21 protein-coding genes and 1 tRNA gene are annotated in these 23276 nt (G+C 61.9%); 1 reads left to right on the top strand and 21 read right to left on the bottom strand.

Annotated elements, in window-relative coordinates; translation table 11 throughout:
* Positions 1 to 6: 6 nt before the first annotated feature.
* The 5 genes from VMN77_07710 to ppcA form a co-directional block, all read right to left on the bottom strand.
* Positions 7 to 858 carry a hypothetical protein gene (locus VMN77_07710; protein HTN43667.1) on the bottom strand — a complete coding sequence of 284 codons (852 nt, stop codon included), beginning with the start codon at positions 856 to 858 and terminating at the stop codon, positions 7 to 9.
* A 76-nt stretch (positions 859 to 934) separates the two neighbouring features.
* Positions 935 to 1930, bottom strand: a complete 996-nt coding sequence (locus tag VMN77_07705; protein ID HTN43666.1) for a nitronate monooxygenase — start codon at positions 1928 to 1930, stop codon at positions 935 to 937.
* Complete coding sequence (locus VMN77_07700) at positions 1927 to 2406, bottom strand: hotdog fold domain-containing protein (protein HTN43665.1); 480 nt, start codon at positions 2404 to 2406, stop codon at positions 1927 to 1929. Before VMN77_07700 ends, VMN77_07705 begins: the two co-directional genes overlap by 4 nt.
* Positions 2407 to 2448: 42 nt before the next feature.
* On the bottom strand, positions 2449 to 4647 hold the full coding sequence (locus tag VMN77_07695; protein ID HTN43664.1) for a radical SAM protein: 2199 nt from the start codon (positions 4645 to 4647) through the stop codon (positions 2449 to 2451).
* 49 nt (positions 4648 to 4696) lie between these two features.
* Positions 4697 to 6223 carry a phosphoenolpyruvate carboxylase gene (gene ppcA, locus VMN77_07690; protein HTN43663.1) on the bottom strand — a complete coding sequence of 509 codons (1527 nt, stop codon included), beginning with the start codon at positions 6221 to 6223 and terminating at the stop codon, positions 4697 to 4699.
* 120 nt (positions 6224 to 6343) lie between these two features.
* Here ppcA and VMN77_07685 point away from each other — a divergent pair, with 120 nt between their 5' ends.
* Entirely contained in the window at positions 6344 to 7198 is an 855-nt protein-coding gene (locus VMN77_07685) for an SHOCT domain-containing protein (GenBank protein HTN43662.1), read from the top strand.
* Between the two features lie 440 nt (positions 7199 to 7638).
* On the opposite strand, the gene rlmB is transcribed toward VMN77_07685, so the two are convergent.
* The 16 genes from rlmB to clpP form a co-directional block, all read right to left on the bottom strand.
* Positions 7639 to 8427: a 23S rRNA (guanosine(2251)-2'-O)-methyltransferase RlmB gene (gene rlmB, locus VMN77_07680; GenBank protein ID HTN43661.1), complete on the bottom strand. Its 789-nt coding sequence runs from the start codon at positions 8425 to 8427 to the stop codon at positions 7639 to 7641.
* Positions 8424 to 9929 (bottom strand): cysteine--tRNA ligase, encoded by a 1506-nt coding sequence (gene cysS, locus VMN77_07675; GenBank protein HTN43660.1) that lies wholly within the window; start codon positions 9927 to 9929, stop codon positions 8424 to 8426. The genes rlmB and cysS overlap by 4 nt, the downstream gene beginning before the upstream one ends.
* A 16-nt stretch (positions 9930 to 9945) precedes the next feature.
* Positions 9946 to 10587, bottom strand: a complete 642-nt coding sequence (locus tag VMN77_07670; GenBank protein HTN43659.1) for a protein-L-isoaspartate(D-aspartate) O-methyltransferase — start codon at positions 10585 to 10587, stop codon at positions 9946 to 9948.
* Between the two features lie 44 nt (positions 10588 to 10631).
* Entirely contained in the window at positions 10632 to 11420 is a 789-nt protein-coding gene (surE, locus tag VMN77_07665; GenBank protein HTN43658.1) for a 5'/3'-nucleotidase SurE, read from the bottom strand.
* A 108-nt stretch (positions 11421 to 11528) separates the two neighbouring features.
* A tRNA-Pro gene (locus tag VMN77_07660) sits at positions 11529 to 11602 on the bottom strand.
* 68 nt (positions 11603 to 11670) lie between these two features.
* The gene (locus VMN77_07655) at positions 11671 to 12105 is read right to left on the bottom strand and encodes a MerR family transcriptional regulator (GenBank protein HTN43657.1); all 435 of its coding nucleotides are present in this window, start codon (positions 12103 to 12105) and stop codon (positions 11671 to 11673) included.
* Between the two features lie 7 nt (positions 12106 to 12112).
* Complete coding sequence (locus tag VMN77_07650; GenBank protein ID HTN43656.1) at positions 12113 to 12391, bottom strand: integration host factor subunit alpha; 279 nt, start codon at positions 12389 to 12391, stop codon at positions 12113 to 12115.
* 132 nt (positions 12392 to 12523) lie between these two features.
* Positions 12524 to 13735, bottom strand: coding sequence for a trypsin-like peptidase domain-containing protein (locus VMN77_07645; GenBank protein ID HTN43655.1), 1212 nt, complete (start codon positions 13733 to 13735; stop codon positions 12524 to 12526).
* 110 nt (positions 13736 to 13845) lie between these two features.
* Complete coding sequence (gene cimA / locus VMN77_07640; GenBank protein HTN43654.1) at positions 13846 to 15423, bottom strand: citramalate synthase; 1578 nt, start codon at positions 15421 to 15423, stop codon at positions 13846 to 13848.
* Positions 15424 to 15545: 122 nt separating this feature from the next.
* The gene (locus VMN77_07635) at positions 15546 to 16763 is read right to left on the bottom strand and encodes an aspartate kinase (protein ID HTN43653.1); all 1218 of its coding nucleotides are present in this window, start codon (positions 16761 to 16763) and stop codon (positions 15546 to 15548) included.
* A 1-nt stretch (position 16764) separates the two neighbouring features.
* Positions 16765 to 17823 (bottom strand): threonine synthase, encoded by a 1059-nt coding sequence (gene thrC, locus VMN77_07630; GenBank protein HTN43652.1) that lies wholly within the window; start codon positions 17821 to 17823, stop codon positions 16765 to 16767.
* Complete coding sequence (locus tag VMN77_07625) at positions 17820 to 19145, bottom strand: homoserine dehydrogenase (GenBank protein HTN43651.1); 1326 nt, start codon at positions 19143 to 19145, stop codon at positions 17820 to 17822. The genes thrC and VMN77_07625 overlap by 4 nt, the downstream gene beginning before the upstream one ends.
* A 52-nt stretch (positions 19146 to 19197) precedes the next feature.
* On the bottom strand, positions 19198 to 20373 hold the full coding sequence (gene alaC / locus VMN77_07620; GenBank protein ID HTN43650.1) for an alanine transaminase: 1176 nt from the start codon (positions 20371 to 20373) through the stop codon (positions 19198 to 19200).
* A gap of 171 nt (positions 20374 to 20544) precedes the next feature.
* Positions 20545 to 21291 (bottom strand): gamma-glutamyl-gamma-aminobutyrate hydrolase family protein, encoded by a 747-nt coding sequence (locus tag VMN77_07615; GenBank protein ID HTN43649.1) that lies wholly within the window; start codon positions 21289 to 21291, stop codon positions 20545 to 20547.
* 15 nt (positions 21292 to 21306) lie between these two features.
* The gene (gene clpX, locus VMN77_07610; protein HTN43648.1) at positions 21307 to 22560 is read right to left on the bottom strand and encodes an ATP-dependent Clp protease ATP-binding subunit ClpX; all 1254 of its coding nucleotides are present in this window, start codon (positions 22558 to 22560) and stop codon (positions 21307 to 21309) included.
* A 13-nt stretch (positions 22561 to 22573) separates the two neighbouring features.
* Positions 22574 to 23182: an ATP-dependent Clp endopeptidase proteolytic subunit ClpP gene (clpP, locus tag VMN77_07605; protein HTN43647.1), complete on the bottom strand. Its 609-nt coding sequence runs from the start codon at positions 23180 to 23182 to the stop codon at positions 22574 to 22576.
* Positions 23183 to 23276: the final 94 nt, after the last annotated feature.

The following is a 23276-nucleotide window of genomic DNA, read 5'->3' as shown; positions in this document are numbered from 1 at the left end:
AGGGAATCACGGCAAGGGCTGCGTCACCTCGATCAAATCCTTTCCGAGCAGACCGATGTAGCCGAGGGAAGGAGGCAAGGTCCCCTGAGCCGGATTGAAATGAAGCGGGCCGATCCCGTCATATTCCGGCCCCGGATGATCGTCCACGATGATCCGTTGTTTTTTCCCCTGGGTCGCGTAATAGACGACGTGTCGGCTGTCGGGGCTGAAACCGGTGGGATAAACGTCATCGTAGGGGGGACCGGGAACACCGTCGACCACCACGAACCTTCTTTTATCCTTTTGGGCGGCGTACACGAAACGCCGGCTGTCGGGACTGAAGGAAAGGTGGCCGACCAGCTCGTATTCGGGGCCCGGTTTTCCGTCGAGTAAAACCCGGTGCTTTTCCTGATTCTCCCCCGCGTAGGCGATGTGCCGGCTGTCCGGGCTGAAAACCGGCGTCCCCCGAAGAATGCTCTCAAACGCCGGTCCGACCGTTTGGTCGCTGATCACGGACAGGCGACGGTCTTTTTGATTTTCCACGACGTAGGCCGCGTGTCGGCCGTCCGGGCTCAGAAAGACGGGGGGCCGGAAGGTCCCGTCGAATAGGGGACCGGGGGTTCCGTCCACCAGAACTTGATATTGATCTTGGCTTCGAATCAGCCAGATGGCGTGCCGCCCGTCCGAACTGTAAACAAGCGATTTCGGGACGAAGGTCGCCGGGTCGAGGGTCCCCAGCTTCTTCTCGTCCGCCTTGACCTCCCTGGATTCCTCCGCCCGCGCCGCGCCCGAAGCCGTCGCAATGGCCGACAGGACAAAAAGCACGAGGATCCAAAAATGGAAATTCAATTGGCGTCCGATTTTCTCATTGTCGGTCATCTTTTTTCTCCGGGGTTGAGCCTCCGGCGCGAAACCCGCCGGACCGTCCGGATTATAATACAGCCGTCCCGTTCTTTCAAACGGCCGCGGCGAAGCGCCGGACGATCGCCCCGGCGGCTTCGATCCGGTCGATGCCGGCCACGCTCTTCCCCGCCTGCCAATATTCCCGCTTTCCGGTTTCGTCCAATGAAGCCCGCCTCAATTCGAAGACCGAACGAAGCGCGTAGATTGTCCGCATGAGGTGCTTGGTCTTCCGGCCGCGCAGCATCCACCGCCCGACCGGGCCGGCCTTCAGCCCCCGTCGTTCGACATACGGCGTTCGGATCACCGCCAACGGAACGCCCGTGACCCGCTCGGTCAATACGATGTCCCCCTCCCCGGCCCGAAGGATCGCCGCCTTGTACGCGGCACTGGCCCGGCATTCCTCCGTGGCGATAAAGCGCGTTCCCATCTGGACGCCGGCATACCCCATGCGCAGCGCCGCCGCGAAGTCGTTTTCCGTCCCGATCCCGCCGGCGCAGACCAGCGGAAGCCCGAACGGCCGGAGCGTGTCCATCAAAGCCTCCGCGCCTAGCGGTCCCGCGTGCCCACCGGCCCGATCGTTCACCGCGATCAGTCCGTCGACCCCGGCATCCCTCCCCTTCTCGGCCCACGGGCGCTCCGTGACATCGTGGTAGACGATCCCCCCGGCCGAATGGACCCTTGCGACGACCCAGTCGGGCTTGCCGAGCGAGGTGATGAAAAACCGGATCCCCTCCTCCAGGGCGATATCGATCCATCGGGCCATCCGATCGCGGTATACCTTCGAGGTCTCTTCGATCAGCGCGTTCATCCCGATCGGTTTCCGGGTTAGCCGTCTGATCAGCCGGAGACCCTCCCGGAAGTCATGTCCGTGGACATAGGTCAGCGAGACCGGTTGGACAATCCCGATCCCGCCGGCTTCGGAGACCGCCGCGATCAATTCCGGATTGCTGCAGGGGTACATCGCCCCGCAGATCAGCGGAACCGCGATTCCGGCATGGCGGGTCAAGGGGGTGTCGAGCGAGGGGGGATTTGGCGAAGTCCCGGTCATGCCGGCCCGAGCCGCCAACGGACGGTGGTTCGCGCCAGGCGGACCCCCGCCGCGTCCTTGATCTCGGCGTGAACGTCATGGTCGATGCCCGAGCCGATCGGCGGAAGGGTCACCGTGCTTTCGGCGGTCAAGCGGCCGCGGGCCTTTTTGTAATATTCGATCGAGATCGACAGGACGATTCCGCGGATATCGGGGGGAAGGGATGTGTAGAGCGCCAGCCCGCTGGTCATCTCGCCGAGGTTGACGAGGGCCACGGCATGGATGGAACGGAGATGGTTGCGAACGCGGCGATGGTCGCGGAGCGTCACCCGCGCGTAACCCGGACCTAACGCGACGACCCGCGCTCCGATGCTGCCGCTGTAGGGCACCCGCCAGCCGATCAGTCGGCTGAAGAGCCAGGCCCCGCCGGGAATCGGGCTCAATCGTTTCCAGGCCCTCTTCAAAAAAAGCCCGGGAGAACTTTCGGTCGGATTCAATGGACGGATCCCTTTCTCCCCGGCGCGATGCGGGGAAGGATCTCAGATCAGGAGCAGTCCGGCCGCGCGGACGGCCTTCCACTCTTGGCTTTTGATGAACGTCTCAAACGCTTTCCCCCCCGACCCCGGGTAACGCCCCTTCGCCTCGGCCAGGCGGGGATATGGGGCGCCCTTTCGCCCCCGCGGCCTGGAATCCCGTATGAGCGAACGAAGCCATTCGGCCGGAGCGGCTTTTAATTCGATCTCATCGGTCTCCTCGTTTCCGGGAAGGAGGAGCGAGACCTTGCCGGACCGGAGCGGCCTGACCGACGGGGTCCCTCCCAGCCAGATCACCCTTCCATCAAGATCATCCCGTGAAGATGAAGAAGCCCGAAGTGAGGCCCGGATGAAATTCTTCGGAACCTTCGGCTTGGGGAGCTTGAAGTCGAAGAAACGGCGGACGTCGGCTTCCAGTCCGGTCCCGTGCATATAATTGTAAACCGCCTTCGCGAGGCCGGGCCCCAACCGTTCCGGATCGCTTCCGGCGGGGTCGCGGTGCGTCAGATCGTTATTGGCGAAGGGGCCGCGGGCCGGGCCGGTGATCGTGATTCCGTACGCTCCGGGGCGGAGCCCCACGGGGCTGTGGCGTGTCGCCGTGAAGCGATGCCAGAAGGCCGAATGGAGAATCCCGGCCTCAAAGAGCTGGCGGACCCGCTCCAGGCTCTCGATCGTCTCCCGAACGGTTTCGGTCGGGAAGCCGTACATCAGATAGGCATGGACCATGATCCCGGCCCCTGTGAAGGCGCGGGCGACCCGCGCCACCCGCGCGACATCGATCCCCTTCTCCATGAGCGCGAGGAGCCGGTCGGCGGCGACCTCCATACCGCCGGTCACGGCGATGCAGCCGGACGCGGCCAGCAGACGGCAGAGATCGGGTGTGAAGCTCTCTTCGAAACGGATATTTCCCCACCAGGAAATGACGCGGCCGCGGTCGAGGAGCTCCAGCGCCAGATCGGCGAGACGGGAGGGGGGCGCCGCCTCGTCGACAAAATGAAACCCGCTTTCCCCCGTTTCCTCGACCAGGGCCTCGATCCGGTCGGCCAGAAGGGTCGCCGGGGCCGGCTCGTAACGTTGGATATAATCAAGCCCCACGTCGCAGAAGGCGCATTTTTTCCAGTAGCAGCCGTGGGCCACGGTCAATTTGTTCCATCGGCCGTCCGACCAGAGCCGATGCATCGGATTCAACATCTCGACGATCGAGACATACCGCTTGAGCGGGAGGCCGCGATAGGTCGGCGTTCCGGTCTCGGCGAAGGGAACGATCCGCTCCGGCGTCGTGTCGCGGTAGACGACCCGTCCGCCGCGCCGCACGAAGGTCCGGCAGAGGGGCGGGTCCGGATCGGACGCTCGGAGGGCGTCAAGGATCGCGAGAACGGGGGCCTCGCCCGCGTCGAGGGTCACGTAGTCGACGTAATCGAAAAGCCGGGGCTCGGCCAGCTCCCGCAACTCGGTGTTGACGTAGCCGCCGCCGAGGATGATCTTCGTCCGGGGACGGTGCCGGCGGATAAACGCCGCCGCGCGGAGCGCGCCGTAGAGATTTCCGGGGAAGGGAACGGTGATCCCGACCAGGTCGGGGACGGTCTCGTTCAGGGAACGCTCGAGCGCCTCCTCCAACATCCGGTCGATCAGCCCCGGCGGGGACTCCAGCGCCGAGCGGAGCGGATCGAAGGACGCGGCCGAGGCCGCCAGGCGCTCGGCGTACCGGCTGAGGCCGAAGCGGGGCTCGACCGTCGCCCGGATCAAGTCGGTCAGGTCGTCGATATAAAGGGAGGCGATATGCTTGGCCCGATCCGACTGGCCGAGGCTTCCGAAGGCCCAATCATCCTCTTTTAGATTCGCGAACCGGGGGCCTTCCGGCAGAAAGCGCCGCCCGCAGATCTGCGTCGCCAGGGAAGGGTCGGCGCCTTCGAGGAAGCGGATCGTCGGATCGATCGTGTCGAGATACCGCTCCTCCATCATGAGCCCCCACGTGAGGACCCCGCCGGAGGAGGATCGATTTTCTTCCCGATCGCGGATCGCCGAGAAGAGGCGGGACAGCCCGGGCCGGGAAAAAAGAGCGAGGAAGGTCTCGATCGAAAGATCGGCCTGGAAAACCGGGAAGCCCTTTGATTGCAGGAAGCCGGTGAGATAAGCCGTCGCCGGATAAGGGGTGTTCAACTGGGTAAAGGGCGGGGTGATCAGAAGGACACGTGGATGATCCAATCTTGAACCGGAGGCGTTTTTCATATTCGTTCGAGAGGCGATCTTGTTCCTACCCAATACTCCGCCGAATCTTCGCGGCTTCCAGGATCCGGTCGGACGGGATCTTGCCGGACTGCCATAGGAGATAGGCGCTCGAGACGAGGTTTCGGTGGAGATAATGCTCGACCGTCTCGGGCCCCAGCTCGCGGCCCAGAAATTTTTCGATCCCCTCCACGTCTTTCTCGACGCCCCGCCAGGCCGGGGACCGTCGGGCCAGGAAGTTCAGGTTTTCTTTGTTGAGAAAATGGCCGGCCCGGATCAGGTCCTTCTCCAGGTTATGATAGAATCCTTTCAAGGCCTCCGTCAGTCCCTTCTCCCGGACCTCGCGCAAGCCGCGGCCGGTTCCGATCAGCTCCGGAGGGATGCCCAGGGAATAGAGCACCGCCGTGAATCCGATCGCGCGAGGGAGGCGTTTGCCGCCGAGGCCCCGCGCATAGCCGAACAGCCCGATATGGAGCATGCGCTCCCGACGCTGCGGGATGATCTTCGAAAACTTGTTGACCATTCCGGCCAGGCCCTCGACCGTCTGCTGGTAATGTTTCGCGAAGATTCCGCTGAGGACCTCCCCTTCCCGGATTTCTTCGGGCGAATAGATCCGGGGACGGCCCTTCGCCAGATGGCGGTTGAGAAATTGGAGCGACCGCTTCACCTCGTCGAGGGGATAGTCGTAGCGGTAGGCCGACTGGATCGTGACCGTGCGGACCCCGGGGTACTCGGCCAGGAAATCCTTCACCCGGTCGGGGGCCAGCCCGCCGCGAAACGGCAGCGACCCCACGCCGATGATCGGAGAGACCGGAACGCCCGACTCTTCCTCGAACTTGTAATATTCCGATAAGGCGATCTTCGCGGCGACCACGGCCGGGACCAGGCCGGCGTTTAAGGGCGGGTCGGACCGCGCGATGAAAGGCCTCAGGTAGTCCGGACGCGTCCCGTACTCTTTTTCATGGAGCTCCAGATAATCGTGCAGGATCTTCCGGGAACCGGTCAGCTCCGAAATGCCCTCGATCAAGGGGATGACCCGGAGGTAATCGATGCCTTTCCGGCTGCCGAACGCCGCGTTCTTGAGCTGCGCCACCTGCCCGAAGGTTCTCTGGAGATGGATCAGTTTTTTGGCCTCGTCGGTCATCGGCAGGATCACCTCGAAGACCGGCGGATGGGCGAAGCCCAGATCCGAGGTCAGGTCCTCGAAGGTCAGGATCCCCATGTAGGCGCGGGCCAGGCGGTAGCCCTTCTCGTGCCAGATGTTCGGGAGACGGAAGGTCAGGAAGACGTCTCTTCCGAGATGGAGACGTTTGAAGAAGTCGTAATAGCTCGAGACGAGCTTGTCCACGACGGCCTCGTCGACGTACTTTCCCTCCCAATCCCACATGTACTCCTGGCAACGGAGGTCGCGAAACGCGCTGATGCATTCCTCGACCTCCTCCTGGGTGTTGATGAAGGCCTCGCCGTTTTTCTTCCAGTACGGGACGTTGGCATGGTCCGGATGCTGCGTGGCCATCGTCGCCGGAAATTTTCGATCCCCTTTTTGAGTCATCATCCTAAACGATACCAGAATCCCCGGGCTTACTCAACCGCAATCCGGGCCCCTCGAATTAAAATTGCATCCGGGAAGGAACTGTGATTTAATATCGCCCATCACTATTCCAGAAGGAACGCGATGCGAAAGCCGTTATTCTTCATCGGGGTTCTCCTCCTGTGCGCCTTCGCCGCGGGGTGCGCCACCGGCCGGACCGTTTCCAAGGCGATCCTGGAGGACAACTACAATTCGGTCACCCTGGAAACCTGGCTGGACAAGTCGAAGCAGCCGATCCCTCTGCATTTCGACCATCCGGCGGACATCGGCGACGCCGACATGAAGCGGATTCTGGAATCGATACAGGTCGTCGAGCCGCCGGGGATGCTCTCCGCGCTTATTCTGAAGTCCAAGGCGACCCCCGAGCCGGCCTTCATTCCGGCGGAAGCCGCCTTCCTGGCGAAGCCGCTCGCGACCGCGCTCCGGACCGCGCAACCCGACGAACGGGTCGTGTTCTTCCTCCACCATCAACGGAGCGTCTATAAAGGGACCACCTCTTCCGGGGTGGCGTTTGTCAAAGACAAACATCTCAACATCATCCTGGGGCGGTATCGGATGGGCAACCAGCCGGGTCAACCGGACATCCCGACCGGCGGCAACCCCTTCCCGGGAACGAACGACCAGGATTTCTACCTCACCCCCGGCCCCTTCCAGTCGCTCGTAGAAGAAACCAAGGCCCCCGGCGGTCAGGAAAAGGTCTCCCCGAATCGGTGGCTCAGCATCGATTACGCCTCCCTTCTGAACGCGCCTCCCCAAACCGCGGCGCCCCAGCCCGCCGCGCCGCCGACGGAACCGGCGAAAGTCGAGCCGGCCCCGGTCGCGCCCCTGCCGTTCACGTTGGAAGACAAGCTCAAAACGCTGAACAAGCTCAAGGAAGAGGGCTTGATTACCGACGAAGAGTATAACGAGAAGAAACAGGAACTGCTGAAGTCGTTCTAACTGATAGGTTACCTGTTAAACCGAACCTTTCCAGACGTGACCGTGTGCCGGGTTTGAGGCCTTCGCCGAAGGATTCTTTCGCTGCCCATATGCGTCCGAGGGAGATCGAGTCTTGTTTCGGATTACGTCTGTCCGGGGACGCAGCCGTTACTGCATCCCCTAGAGTGGTTTGGATCTTAAATTGTCCTCGAGCGCATGGCCGGCTCTCTCACCCTCCGGCTTCAGGCCTCATTCCGACAATGACTCTTGGTGCGCCTGTTTGACTCAGCCCGGACTGCGACCTCGGCTTTTGTTTGGGTCCCCGGCTTGGCGAAGGACGCGGCCCGCCCACGTCGGGCAAATTTTTCGCGCCTTACCTTCGCATAATTTAGCGCCCGAGCCTTAGCCGGGTCAAACAAAAGCCGCCGGAGCAGGGAGGGCTCGGTCAAACGGGCCCTCTCTTATGGACGGGGCGTCCTTTGGCGGAGGATTTCGTAGGCCATCACGCCGACCGCCACCGAGACATTCAGCGAGGCCACCCGGCCCTTCATCGGCAGACGGACGCGCTCATCGCAGCCCGACAGCACCCGCCGGCTGATGCCTCCCCCCTCCGCGCCGACGACGATCGCGACCGGCCCGCGATAATCGATCTCCAGATAATTTTTCTCCGCGCCGGGGTCCAGCCCGTAAATCCACAGCCCCGCCGCCTTCAAGGTTTCAAGCGCCTGGGTCAGATTGACGACGCGGGCCACGGCGACATGCTCGAGCGCGCCGGCCGAGGCCTTGGCCACCGTCTCGGTCAGCCCGGCCGCCCGGCGCTGCGGAATGACCACGCCGTGGAATCCGGCCGCGTCGGCGGTCCGTAAGATCGCCCCGAGATTTCGCGGATCCTCCACGCCGTCCAACACCAGAACGGCCGGCGCCTCCCCTTGTTTCGAGGCGCGCTCCAGGATCGCATCCAGCGTCCCGTACGCCTTGGCCGCGACCAGACCCATGACGCCTTGATGTTTGGTGCTGCCGACGATACGGTCGAGGACTTCGCGGGGCTCAAAATGAAGCGGCACGCCCTTGGATCGCGCAAGCCGGATCAGATCTTCCACGGCGCCCCCGCCCCGTCCTTTGGCGATATAAATGCGCTCGACGCTCCGCTCCCCCTGAAGCGCCTCCATCAGCGGATGGATGCCGAAGATGCGGTCTGCTTTATCCCGGGGGTCCGAACGGGAGGTCTTTGGGCCGGAAGACTCCTTCACCGCCTCACCCGCGTCGTTCCGTCCGGCCGGTCCTCAAGGACCACTCCCTTCCTTGCCAGTTCATCGCGGATCCGATCTGCCTCGGCCCAGTTCTTCTTTTTCCGTGCTTCTTCTCGAGCAATAACCAATTGGTTGATCTCTTTCTCAAACTCATCAGAGCCCCGTGACTCGGAAATAGCTTTAGCGCTTGAAGTACCGGAGGCATGCGCTTCGGCATGGCTTATAGCTGCCGCCTTTACATCGAATCGCCAATTTATTAAGGGAACCTGAAAGAGGCCCACCAAGCCGCCGTACTTCCGAAAAAGTTTCATGACGGCTTGAGACGAAGACCGGGAGATTCCCCGGGCCAACACGGCGTTGACCACCGCGCGAAGCTGCTGCATCTCGCCGATGGCGATGGCGGAATTGAAGTCGTCATCCATCGCGGCCTCGAATCTTTTCGGAAAGGCCTTGAGCGCCGCGCCGAGTTTCCGCTCGAGCGGCCGGGACGCCGTTTCGGTCTGCTCCTCCAGTTTCTGGAACATGGTGTAGAAATTGTCCAGGCCCGCCTTGGCCGATTGGAGCGCCTCGTCCGAAAAGTCGATCGGGCTTCGATAATGGGTCGAGAGAAGAAAGTAACGAAGGACCTCAGCGGTTACGGGCTCGGGCCAGGGCGATTTCTCGAAAATCTCCTGGATCGTGAAAAAATTCCCGAGCGACTTGGACATCTTTTCCCGGTTCACGTTCACGAAGCCGTTGTGGACCCAATAGCGCGCCAAGGTTTCCCCGGTCGCACCCTCGGACTGCGCGATCTCGTTCTCGTGATGGGGGAAGATCAGGTCCATCCCGCCGCCGTGAATATCGAAAGAGATCCCCAGAAGCTTCATCGACATCGCCGAGCATTCGATGTGCCACCCCGGACGGCCGGGACCCCACGGGCTCTCCCAGCTCGGCTCCCCCGGCTTGGCCGCTTTCCAGAGGGCGAAGTCCAAGGGATTCTCCTTCCGCTCGTCCGGTTCCACGCGCGCGCCCGCCAGGAGTTCGTCGGATTTCCGTTTGGAAAGCTTGCCGTAACCTTTAAACGTCTCGACGCGGTAATAGACGTCGCCGTCGACGGAGTAGGCGTGGCCCTTCCGGATCAGCTTTTTGATCAAGCGGATCATTTCCGGGATAAATTCGGTCGCCTTCGGCTCCCGGTCCGCCGGTCGCACTCCAAGACGCCCCATGTCCTCCCGATAGGCCCCGATATAGGTCTCGGCCACCTCGGTCCAGGACCGGCCTTCCTGAACCGCCCGCCGGATGATCTTATCGTCCACATCCGTGAAGTTCTTGACGAAGCGGACCCGGAATTTTTTGTATTCGAGATAGCGCCGGATCAGATCGAAAACGACGGCCGAGCGGGCGTGGCCCAGGTGGCAGCGATCGTACACCGTCACGCCGCAGACGTACATCCCGACGTTCCGGCCCCGCCCCGGGCGGAACGGCTCCTTCCTTCCGGTCATGGTATTCGCGATATTCAGCATCCGTTCATCACCCGTTTTAGTCCAGCCACCCGTGACCGCCGATGAGCGGCACAAAGACGCATCCCTTCAGCGCCGTGACCTCGAGGCCGGCGGAGGTCTTCTTCACCTTCTTTAAAACCTGGTTCGTTCGATCCCCCACCGGGATCACCATGCACCCTCCCTCCCCGAGTTGCTCGGTCAGCGGCAGGGGGATCTCCGGCGAGCCGGCCGTCACCAGGATGGCATCGAACGGCGACTCCTCCTTCCAGCCGTAGGTTCCGTCGAACACCTTGATCGTCACGTTCCGGTAGCCGAGCGCGGCGAGCAGCCGGCGCGCCTTCAACGCCAGGGCATCGATCCGTTCGATCGAATAAACCTGCGCGGCCAGCTCGGCCAGGACCGCGGTTTGGTACCCCGACCCCGTTCCGATCTCGAGAACCCGCTCGGAGCCCTTCAGCGCGAGGGTCTCGGTCATCAAGGCCACCATGTAGGGCTGCGAAATGGTCTGTTGTTCGCCGATGGGAAGGGCATGGTCGCCGTAGGCTCGGTCCCGAAGGGCCTCCTCCACAAAGCGGTGGCGAGGCACCCGCCCCATCGCCGACAGGACCCGCCGGTCCCGGATGCCCCGGGCGGTGAGCTGCTCATCCACCATCCTCAGCCGTGCGCGTTCGTCGTCGATCATCATAAAACGGATTCCGGATTGGAATGGACCGGCGCGGGGCGTCAGGGACGGCGGGAGGGACGCGTCCGCCGGCGAAACGGCGTCAACCGTTTCTCCCATTCCCGCAAGGCCGCCAGGGCGGTATAATTGGTCAGATCCAGATGAACGGGCGTCACCGAGATCCGGCCGCTTTCCACCGCCTCCTGATCCGTGTCCTTGCGTTCCTCCCAGGAGACCCGGTTTCCGGCGATCCAGTAATAGGTCTTGCCCCGCGGATCTTCTTTCTTGATGATGTTATTGGAATCAAAAATTCGCTTGCCCAAACAGGTCACGCGCACCCCTTTGACCGCCGGAGGAGGCAGATCGGGGACGTTGACATTCAAGAGGGTGTCCGGGGGAAGACCGAAGCGATACACCTGGCGGACGAGGCGCGTCGCAAACCGCGCCGACGTTTCAAAATGGAAATGCGCCTCTCCCAGTTGCGAGAGGGCGATGGACGGGATCCCCACCAGCGTCCCTTCCATGGCGGCCGATACCGTTCCAGAATAGGTCACGTCGTCCCCGAGATTTCCGCCCCGGTTGATGCCGGAAACCACGAGGTCGGGCCGGCGCGGGAGGATTTCATTGACCGCCAGGTTCACGCAATCCGTGGGGGTCCCGCTGACGCTGAACGCGCGGCGGCCCAGGGGCTCGATCCGGAGGGGTTTGTGCAAGGTGAGGGAGTGCCCGGCCGCGGTTCGCTCGCGATCCGGCGCCACGACATAGACCTCCCCCAACCGCTTCATCGCCTTCGCCAAGGCCCGGATCCCCGGCGACTGGATGCCGTCGTCATTGGTGACAAGAATGAGCATGGGGTTTGGAAGAACAATGGATCAGTGGAAAATAGACCGCAATGGAAGCCCTGTCCATTCTCCAATGTCCATTGCTCCATTGCTCCAAAAATTTGCCGTGCAAATTTTTCGGGGCGGGCGGATTTGAACCGCCGACCACTCGCACCCCAAGCGAGTACGCTACCAGGCTGCGCCACGCCCCGTGTTTGTTTTCAAATGTGCGCCAAGATCAAGCCGACAGGAATCGGGGTGTTTTTATAAAAAAACGGGATCAAACACGGTGTTTGTCGTGTGAAGAAAGAATCCTCAGGATTTCGGCCAACTCGCCCCGGAGGCGGTAGACAAATTCCTTGGACAGCGGCCGGGCCGCGGTTTCGGAAGGTTCACCGTTCCTCGCCGCCAGCACTTTCCGCGCTCCGGCGATGGTAAATCCCTTTTCATAGAGCATCTGTTTGATCTTCAGAATCGCTTCGATGTCTTTTTTCTGGTAAATGCGCTGCCCGCCCCGGCTTTTCTGGGGACGGAGGATCGGAAACTCGCTTTCCCAATAGCGGAGAACGTAGGCTTCCAGGCCGGTGATGTCGCTCACTTCGCTGATCTTATAAAATAATCGCTCGTGACCATTCGAATCCGGCCGTGAGTCCGGGTCCAGGCTCTTCTCGGGTTGACCCAGCGCCCCCGCCGCGAGGCTGGTTTTCTTTTTCAAGGACCACCTATGTCTTGTTAACAAATTTCTTGAACACCTGGCTGGGACGGAACGTCACCACGCGCCGGGGGGTAATTCCGATCTCCTGACCCGTTTTGGGGTTCCGCCCTTTTCGCGCCCGCTTGCTTCGGACGACGAAGTTCCCAAAACCGGCGATCTTGACCGCTTCTCCTTTTTGAAGCACGCTCTTGATCGTGTTCAAAACGGTTTCGATGATCTCGGCCGCCTCTTTCTTCGAAATCCCGACCCGCTCGTAAACCTCATTGGCAATGTCGGCTTTTCTCATCCCTCGCCTCCTTTTCTAGGACCTCAAGACCGGTGTTTACGACGACGTTCGGTGGCCACTCGATCGGCCAAATTCGGGAATCATTCCTCGATTAAAAAATTGGACATAAAATACAACAGGTTAGAGAGAATGTCAAGGGAAAATACGCATCGGCCATTCCTCGGGTCGAACTCGAATCTCCTTGATGACACCGCCCCGCTCAACGGTCAGGCGTCTCTCGATCCCGATTCCCCCTTTGACGATCGACCGCTGAAGCTGCGCGACATCTCCTAGCTCCCGATCGTCCAGCCGGATGATACGATCGGCCGCTCGAAGTCCCGACCGCCAGGCCGGGCTGGGCCACTGGACCGATTGCAGGACGACCCCGTCGCGATCGCCGCGCCCCGGCACGGGCATCCTCGCCTCGATCCCGAGCCAGGCCCTTTGCACCGGGGGACTTTTCAGCACCTCCCCGATGAACTCACGGGCCATGTTGATCGGAATGGCAAAACCGATCCCGTGCCCCGTGGGCATGATCGCCGTATTGATTCCGACGACCTCGGCGTTGATGTTCAGGAGAGGCCCGCCGCTGTTGCCGTAATTGATCGAGGCATCGGTCTGAATAAAATTTTCGCGGGAGGTGATCCCGAGATGCGACCGGCCGGTGGCGCTGATGACGCCGACCGTGAACGTCTGGGCCAGACCCAAGGGGCTGCCCGCCGCCATCGCCCACTCCCCGGACTCCAGGCGGGCGGAATCCCCCAGGACGGCCGCCGGAAACGGACCTTCGCCCTCAAGCCGCAACAGGGCCAGGTCCACGCGCGCGTCCTGGCCGACCACGCGGGCGGGCATCTCGCGCTCATCCGACAGCACGGCGCGGATTTCAACAGCGTGCTTGACCACGTGAAAATTCGTCAGGACATATCCGGCCGGATCGACGATAAAACCGGAGCCCACGCCCTCCTGCTTGAGGACCACTTCCCTGGAGAGCCCCAGGAGGTTTTTGAAGAAATGCCTTAGAAAGGCCCGGCCGGGACTTCGATGAAACAGGGAGCCTTCTTCACGGAGCTCCTGGACGGTTTTCAGGTGAACCACTGCCGGCGCCACCGATTTTGCGATCTGGGCAAAGCGATGGCGCGGAATCAACTCTCCCACCGCCGGAATCGCCGGCCGGTCTCCCGCCGGATGATACACGCTCGTCGCCGCGGCCTCCGGTCCGGGCGGCTGGTCCCGGGGCGGGTCGGCGGCGTAGCGGCAGCCCGTGACCCCTCCCGAAGCGGCTCCGAGGACGAGCCCGAGAAAGAGGGCGCTTTGAAGAGGGCTCCGATCCCGCGCGCGGGCGGCCATGAGCTCACGGCATATCATCCATCGTTTCCTTCTATTGTACGTGGGGGCCCGTGCGGATGATTCTTAAAACGTCCTCCGATGCCCCCACCCCCCGCGCCTCTCGCGGCAAAGCCGCGAACCGGCTTTATTTACCGTTTCTTTCTTCGATCCTGTAAAAGTTTGTATTCGATGCTGTCGACCAGCGCCTGCCAGCTTGCCTCGATGATATTTTCCGAGACGCCGACCGTGCCCCATTTTCGGGTCCGATCCCCCGACTCGATGAGGACGCGGACGCGCGCCGCCGTTCCCTTGTTGGCCGCCAGCACCCTCACCTTGTAATCGAGAAGTTTCATTTCCTTGAGCTGCGGATAAAACTTCTCCAGCGCCTTTCGCAGCGCATGGTCCAGCGCGTTCACCGGTCCGTTGCCGACGGCCGCGGTATGCTCGAGGTGATCGCCCACCTTCACCTGGATGGTGGCTTCCGAGATCGGCTCCTCCCGCTCCCGTCGTTTTTCGATGATGACGCGGAAACCGACCAGATCGAAAAACCGCCGGTGCGTTCCCTCGGCCTTCCGCATCAGGAGTTCGAAGGACCCTTCGGCCCCCTCGAATTGGAAACCCTGGCTCTCCAGTTCCTTGAGGGTCTGCAGCAGATGCGTCAACTTCGGACTGCGTTTCTTCAAGCGGATATGAAACTCGCTCGCCTTGCCCTCGAGGACGCTCCGCCCGGCGTAGTCGGAGATCAGGACCCGCTGGCGGTTTCCCACGATTTCCGGCCGGACATGCTCGTAGGTCAGCGGATTTTTCTGCACGGCATGAACGTGCACGCCTCCTTTGTGCGCGAAGGCGCTTTCCCCGACGTAGGGCTGGTGCTTGTCCGGAGACAGGTTGGCGATCTCGGTCACGAACCGCGAAACGTCCTTGAGGCGTCCGAGCTGCTCGTCCGAGATGCAGTCCACCTTCATTTTGAGCTTGAGGTTGGGGACGATCGAGCAGAGGTTGGCGTTCCCGCACCGCTCCCCGAATCCGTTGATCGTCCCCTGGACCTGAACCGCCCCCAGCTCCACCGCGATGATGGAGTTGGCGACGGCCATCTCCGAATCGTTGTGGGCATGAATGCCCAGGGGGACCCGAACCTCCTGCATGACGGTCGAGAAGATGTCCCTCACCTCCCGGGGCATCGCTCCTCCGTTGGTGTCGCACAGGATGATGCAATCCGCCCCGGCCTGCACGGCCTGCCGCAGCGTCTTTAAGGCGTAGTCCGGGTTGGCCTTGTATCCGTCGAAGAAATGCTCCGCGTCGTAATAAACCTTCTTCCGCTTGGCCCGGAGGTACTGGATCGAATCGGCGATCAGTTCCAGGTTTTTCTTGAGCGAAATGCCCAGGGCGTCGGTCACATGCAGATCCCAGCTTTTTCCGAACAGGGTGATCAGATCGGTGCCGGATTCCAGGAGGGCCTGAATGTTGGGGTCCTTGGCCACCGGGTTGTCCGCCTTCCGGGTCGCCCCGAAGGCGACGATCTTCGCGTTCTTCAGCGGGAGCTGCCGGACTTTTTTGAAGAACTCGATGTCCTTGGGATTGGACCCGGGCCAGCCGCCCTCGATGTAGTGCAGGCCGAGACCGTCCAATTTCTCGGCGATCCGGAGTTTATCCTCGACCGAAAACGAGACGTCTTCGGACTGGGCGCCGTCCCGGAGCGTCGTATCGTAAATTTCGACAAAGTGCATGGACGAACCTCACCCTTTTCCCAGTTCAAACGCGACGATTACAGGGGGAGCGACCATCCCCCCTCCACCGGCAAAGCCGGATGGAGCCTCCCCCTTCCCTGCGCTCGCCGTCGCTCGCTTATTTAGGACTTCCCCAGTTCAAACGCATCATGTAAGGCCCGGACGGCCAATTCGGTATATTTGGCGTCGATGACGCAGGAGATCTTGATCTCGCTGGTCGAGATCATCATGATGTTGATCCCTTCCTTCGACAAGGCGGCGAACATCTGGGCCGCCACGCCGGAATGGGTCCGCATCCCGACGCCCACGATCGACACCTTCGCAATGTCCTCTTTCATCTGCACATCCCGGGCGCCGATCTCCCGGGCGATCTGGCGCGCGATCTCGACGGCCTTTCGGGCGTCCCCCTTCGGGACGGTGAAGGAGATATCGGTCAGGCCTTCCTGGCTGACGTTCTGAAGGATCATGTCCACGATGACCCCCGCCCCGGCGATGACGCCGAACAGCCGCGCGGCGATCCCGGGCTGATCGGGCACCCCTGTGATCGTGATCTTGGCCTGGTTCTTGTCGTAGGTCACGCCCGACACCACCACCCGTTCCATATCCCGGTCCTCCTTGGTCACCAGCGTCCCCTCCCCGTCGTTGAAACTGGACAGCACACGCACCGCCACCTGATACTTGGCCGCAAACTCGACCGAACGGGCCTGGAGCACTTTGGCGCCCAGACTGGCCATCTCCAGCATCTCTTCATACGAGATTTTATTAAGCCGGCGGGCCTCCGGCACGACATGAGGATCGGTCGTGTAGACGCCGTCGACGTCGGTGTAGATGTCGCAGCGCTCGGCCTTCAGGGCCGCGGCCAGCGCGACGGCCGTCAGATCCGAGCCGCCCCGCCCCAGGGTGGTCACATCCGACTTCTGGTTGATGCCTTGGAAACCGGCGATGACCGGAATGATCCCATCGCCGATCGCCTCCCGCACGCGGTCCGCCACGATCCGTTCGATCTTGGCCTTCGTGTGCGTGCTGTCCGTGATGATTCCGACCTGACGGCCGGTGAAGGCCTGCGCCTTGAACCCCTTTTCCTGGAGCGCCAGCGCCAGCAGCGCGCTGGTCACCCGCTCGCCGGAAGAAAGCAGAAGGTCCACCTCCCGTTCTTGGGGGCTGGAAGAGACCTGGCTGGCGAGCTTCAGCAGGCGGTCCGTCTCGCCGGCCATCGCCGAGACCACCACGACCACGTCGTTTCCGCCCGCCTTGACCTTGGCCACGCGCTCCGCCACGTTTTGAATGCGCTCGACATTGCCGACGGACGTCCCGCCGAATTTTTGAACGATCAATGCCATTTTAATACCCCAATACCTTGACGACATCCTCCAGCCGGGCCTTGATCGTGATCGGCTTCTGGGATACGTTCATCGCCGTCTCCACGTCCTTCAGCCCGTGCCCGGTGAGCGTGCAGACGACGCGATCGCCCTTCTTGAAAATCCCCTGCCGGCCCATCTTGATCACGCCGGCGACCGAGGCCGCCGAGGCCGGCTCGCAGAAGACCCCCTCCGTCCCGGCGATCATCCGGTAGGCCTCCACGATCTCCTCGTCCGTCACCAGGTTGATCTCGCCCCGGGACTCCGCGGCCGCGGCCTCCGCGCTCTTCCAGCTGGCCGGATTCCCGATCCGGATCGCCGTGGCGATCGTCCGGGGTTTCTCGACCACATGGCCCAGCACGATCGGCGCCGCGCCCGCCGCCTGAAATCCCATCATCCGGGGAAGCGAGTCGATCCGCCCTTGCCCGCGGTATTCTTTGTAGCCCTTCCAGTAGGCCGTGATATTTCCGGCGTTGCCGACGGGAAGAAAATGAAACGCGGGCGCTCCTCCCAGCTGATCGCAGACTTCAAACGCGGCCGTCTTCTGGCCTTCCAGGCGGTAGGGGTTGATCGAGTTGACCAGCGTGAGGCGATATTTCTCCGAGACTTCCTTGACGATCGTCAGGGCCTCGTCGAAATTCCCTTCCACCTGGATCACGACCGCACGATGGATCATCGCCTGGGCCAGCTTGCCCGACGCGATCTTTCCCTCCGGAATCAGGACATAGACCTTGATCCCGGCCCGCGCGCCGTACGCGGCCGCGGAAGCGGAGGTGTTGCCGGTCGAGGCGCAAATCACGGCCGAGGCCCCCCCTTCGATCGCCTTGGAGATCGCCAGCGTCATGCCGCGGTCCTTGAACGATCCCGTGGGATTCGCGCCTTCGTATTTCAAATACAGCTCGACCTCCGGCTGGATCGCCGCCACCAGATGCTTCGCCCGGATCAGGGGCGTGTTGCCCTCGAGCAGCGTTACGACCGGCGTCCGGTCCGTCACCGGAAGAAACGACCGGTAGGCCTCGATCACCCCGTTCCACATGGTCAGGCTTCCTCTTCCCCCTCGACGCGGATCAAGACCGTTCGGTCGCTGACGTCGGGAAAACGGTCGATCTCGGCCAGCGCCTGGCGAACGTCCCGCTCCACGGCTTTGTGGGTCATCATCACGACCGGAACGGCCTCGCCGACTTTCCGGCCTTTTTGGATCATGGAAGAAATACTGATGTTGTATTTTCCCAGGATGCCGGAGATCCGCGAAAGCACCCCCGGCTTGTCCAGGGCCATGAACCGGAGATAATAGAAGCTCCGGATTTCCTCCATCGGACGGATTCGCAGGACCTCCCTCCGGTCGGGATCGAAGCCGGTCGGCGGCACGCAGCCCACCGAATCGTACAGCAGATTCCGGCCGGCCTCCATCAAATCGCTCACGACGGCGCTTCCGGTCGGCATGGCCCCCGCCCCCTGGCCGTAGAAGAGCGTGTTTCCCACGGCGTCGCCCACGACATAGATCGCATTGTAAACGCCGTTCACCGTCGCGATCAGATACTCCTCCGGGACCATGGTCGGATGGACGCGGACTTCGATGGAGCCGTCGTTGGCCTTGGCGATCGCGAGCAGTTTGATCCGGTAACCGAACTCCTTGGCGTACTCGATGTCGGTCGGGGTCACTCCGGTAATGCCCTCGGTGTAGATCGATTTGATATCGACCGGCGTTCCGAACGCCAGGGTCACCAGGATCGCCAGTTTGTGGGCGGAATCGACGCCGTCGACGTCGAAGCGGGGGTCGGCTTCGGCGTATCCGAGACGCTGGGCCTCGGCCAATACCTCGGCGAAGGGCCGTTTCTCCTCGGTCATCTTGCTTAAAATATAGTTGGCCGTTCCGTTGATGATCCCGTAAATGGACAGGATGCGGTTGGCGGCCAGGCCCTCCTTCATCGCCCGGATGATCGGAATCCCCCCGCCCACGCTGGCCTCAAACCCCAGATCCATCCCGGCCTTCTGCGCCGCGCGATAGAGTTCCTCCCCGTGAACGGCCAGCAAGGCCTTGTTGGCCGTCACGACGCACTTCCCTTTTTCAAAGGCCTTGAGGATGAGCGTGCGCGCCGGCTCATAGCCGCCGACCAATTCGACGACGATATCCACCTCCGGATCGTCGATCACTTCCTCGGCCTTCGAGCACCGAAGGGCCGGCTTCACCGCGACGCCGCGGTCCCGTTTCCAATCGAGGTCTGCGATCCGGACCAGTTCCAGCGGAACGCCCAGTCGACGGCGGATTTCCTCCGCGCGCTTCGTGAGGATCTTGACCACCCCGGTTCCGACCGTCCCGAACCCGATGAGGCCTACGCCGATCTTCTGTCTTTTGGGATTCATAAGATTCCGGGCGCAATGCCGTTCGCCCTTAGGTCTCCTTACTCCTCACGCCTCACGCTTTTTTCAGCACTTTCTTGATTCCCTGAATGGCCTGGCGCGTGCGGTGTTCGTTTTCAACCAAGGCAAAACGGACATGGTCGTCTCCGTATTCTCCGAACCCGATGCCCGGGGAGACCGCCACCTTCGCCTCGCTCAGAAGCATCTTGGTGAATTCCAGGGACCCCATTTCCCGGAACGGCTCCGGGATCCGGGCCCAGACGAACATCGTCGCGAGCGGCTTTTCCACCTTCCAACCGATCCGGTTGAGGCCGTCCACCAGCGTGTTCCGCCGGCTGCGGTACATCCGGACCGCCTCCCGGACACAGTCCTGAGGCCCGTTCAACGCGATGATGCTCGCGATCTGGAGCGGCTGGAATATTCCGTAATCCAGATAACTCTTGATCTGCGTCAGGGCCTTGATGATCTCCCGGTTTCCGACGCAGAACCCCACCCGCCATCCCGGCATGTTATAGCTTTTCGACAGGGTGAAAAATTCGACCCCGATCGCCTTGGCCCCCGGCACCTGGAGAAAACTGGGGGCCTTGTACCCGTCGAACACCAGATCGGCATAGGCCAGATCATGCACCACGATCAGGCGGTGCTCCGCCGCGAAGTCCGCCAGTTTTTTGAAAAAACCCGCATCCACGACGCGCGTCGTCGGATTGTGCGGAAAATTCACGATCAGCATCTTGGGCCTGGGAAGGGCGTTCCGGTAGGCCGAGGTGAGGTCTTCAAAAAAATCATTGTCCTCCCGGAGCGGGACGCTCCGCACTTCGGCCCCGGCGATGATGACGCTGTAGGTATGAATCGGATAGGTGGGGCTGGGACACAGCACGGCGTCCCCGGGACCGAGCGTGGCCAGGGCCAGGTGGGCGATGCCCTCCTTCGAGCCGATCGTCACGATCGCCTCCGTCTCCGGATCGATCTCGACCTGGAAATTACGACGGTACCAGTCCGCGATCGCCGCCCGCAGCTTCGTGATGCCCCGGGAGGCCGAGTAGCGATGGTTCCGGGGGTTTTTGAGCGCCTCGACCGCCTTGTCCACGATATGCTTCGGGGTGGGCTGGTCCGGATTGCCCATGCCGAAATCGATGATGTCTTCGCCCTTGCGCCGGGCCTCCAGTTTGAGCGCGTTCACGCTCGCAAACACGTAGGGAGGGAGGCGCTTGATTCGAGGAAAATCGTTCATGACCCGCTCCAAATCTCAGTACGGTTATAACCTATTCATAATAAAGAAATTTTTTCCAATTGTCAAATCCCGCCTCCGGAACGGCCCCGTCGGTGCGATGGAGCCAAAGGGACCGGGACGTGAAGCCGGGCTACCGATGAGGGATGGGCACGAACGATGCGGCGTTATAATTCAGGGGGAGGCGTGACGCGCGGCCTGTCGCAAGAACGATTTAAACAGCCGGCGGCTGGCCTCGTCCCTGCGATATAAAAACTCCGGATGCCATTGGACGCCGACGGCAAAGCGGTGCCGCGGACTTTCCAGTCCCTCGATCACCCCGTCGGGCGAGAAGGCGTTGACCCTCCATCCCTTGGCCACTATTTTCGGGGCTTGGTGGTGCGAACTGTTGACCTTCAAGCGCTCGGTCCGGAGGATCCGGTGAAGGCGCGTCCCCCGGACAATCCTGACCGGGTGCGAGGGCCGGGTGGCCGCGGTTTCCTGCCGGTGGACCAGGGCCCCGCGGACCTGGGTCGCGATGTCCTGAACCAGACTGCCGCCCATCGCCACATTCAGGAGTTGAAGCCCGCCGCAGATTCCCAGCACCGGTTGATTGCGCTTCAAGGCTCGCCGGGCCAGACCCAGCTCGGAAGCGGCCCGCTCCCGGCTCATGATCTTGAAGCGCGCCGTCGGACGCTCGCGGTAGAGCCGGGGGTCCAGATCCGGACCGCTGCCGGTGATCAGCAACCCGTCGATCCGGTTCAGAAGATCGGCCTGAAGTTCGGCATCCCGGGTGATCGGCAGAAGAAAGGGAATCCCGCCCAGATCCTTGATCGCGTCCACGTACCGCGCCCTTAGAAAATAGGTGGGCTCGCCCGGCGAGCGGGGACTCTTGCGTATCCCGTCGCTAAAATCCGGCGTGATGCCGATGATCGGTCGCATGCTCCGTGCCGGCGGCTAGGCCGTCTTGACGTCTTTGTCATTCTCGTACAGGAGGATCGGCTGGCCCGTCTGATGGATCACGTCCTCGTTGATGATGACCTCCTTCACGTTTTTCTGGGAGGGCAGCTCGTACATCAGGTCCAGCATGACTTCCTCGAGAATGGCCCGCAGCCCCCGGGCGCCGGTCTTCTGCCCGTGGGCCTTCTGCGAGATGGCCGCGATGGCGTTGTCCGTGAACTTGAGCTTCACTTTCTCAAAGGCGAACAATTTTTCATACTGCTTGATCAGCGCGTTCCGCGGCTCGGTCAGAACCCGGATCAGGGTCTTCTCGTCCAGCTCCTCCAGCGTCGCGATCACCGGGAGCCGGCCGACGAACTCGGGGATCAGGCCGTATTTTAAAAGATCCTCCGGCTGGACCATCCGCAGAAGGTCGCCGACATGACGGTCTTTTTTGGGCCGGACCTGCGCCCCGAAACCCATCGATTTCTGTCCGATCCGCTGCTCGATCAGGGCCTCCAGCCCCACGAAGGCTCCGCCGCAGATAAACAGGATGTGGGAGGTGTCCACCTGGATGAATTCCTGATGGGGATGCTTGCGGCCTCCTTGAGGCGGGACATTGGCCACGGTCCCTTCGATCAGCTTCAGGAGGGCCTGCTGAACCCCTTCGCCCGAGACGTCGCGCGTGATCGAGGGACTGTCGCTCTTCCGGCTGATCTTGTCGATCTCATCGATGTACACGATGCCGCGTTCGGCCCGTTCGACGTCGTAGTCCGCCGCCTGGAGGAGCTTTAAAATGATGTTTTCGACATCCTCCCCGACATACCCGGCCTCGGTCAGCGTCGTGGCGTCCGCGATGGTGAAGGGAACGTCCAGGATCCGGGCCAGGGTCTGGGCCAGCAGGGTCTTGCCGGTCCCCGTCGGCCCGATCATCAGGATGTTGCCTTTTTGCAGCTCCACGTCGTCCACCTCGGGCGCGGCCGAAACCCGTTTGTAGTGGTTATGCACCGCAACCGCCAGCATTTTCTTCGCCCGCTCCTGGCCGATCACGTAGTGGTCCACGATCTTCTTGATCTCTTTCGGCTTGGGGAGCTTGGAGGAGACGGCCTCCCGATCCTCCTCCCATTCCTCCGCGATGATGTCGTTGCACAGATCGATGCATTCGTTGCAGATGTAGACGGTGGGGCCGGCGATCAGCTTTTGCACCTCGTCCCGGCTCTTCCCGCAAAAAGAACATCGCAACAGGGCGTCGTTTTTCTCGGATTTGGCCATGCCGATTTATCTCCTATTTTCCCTTTTCTTTCAGGTCCGGCGCGCGGCTGATGACCTCGTCGATCAAGCCGTATTTCCGGGCCTCCTCCCCGGACATGAAATAGTCCCGTTCGGTATCCAGACGGATCCGGTCGATGGGCTGGCCGCTGTGGTGGGCGAGAATCTCGTTGAGGCGCTCGCGCACCTTCAGGATCTCACGGGCCTGGATGTCGACATCCGTGGCCTGTCCCTGGAAGCCGCCCATCGGCTGGTGGATCATGATCCTCGAATTGGGCAACACGAAGCGCTTGCCCTTCTTTCCGGCCGTCAGAAGGAGCGCGCCCATGCTCGAGGCCTGGCCGATGCAGGTGGTGGAGACATCCGACTTGATGTACTGCATCGTGTCGTAGATCGCGAGACCGGCCGTTACCATACCGCCGGGACTGTTGATATACAGATTGATGTCCTTCCCGGGATCTTCCGCATCCAAGAACAGGAGCTGGGCGATAATCAAATTGGAAAAGACGTCATCGATCGGCGCCCCGATAAAAATGATCCGATCTTTAAGTAGACGCGAATAGATGTCGTACGCGCGCTCGCCGCGGTTCGTTTGCTCGATCACAATCGGCACTAACATTTCGATACTCCTTTCAGATTTATTATGGGGGCTCACGTCGCCCCCTCCGCTGGTAGAGCCAGACGGAGCCTCCCCCTCTCGCGAGCGTTGCTCGCTGGTG

The organism is Nitrospiria bacterium (assembly GCA_035498035.1).
Classification (GTDB): domain Bacteria; phylum Nitrospirota; class Nitrospiria; order JACQBZ01; family JACQBZ01; genus JACQBZ01.
Note: the sequence above shows the minus strand (reverse complement) of the source record. Positions and strands in the feature narration are given on the sequence as shown.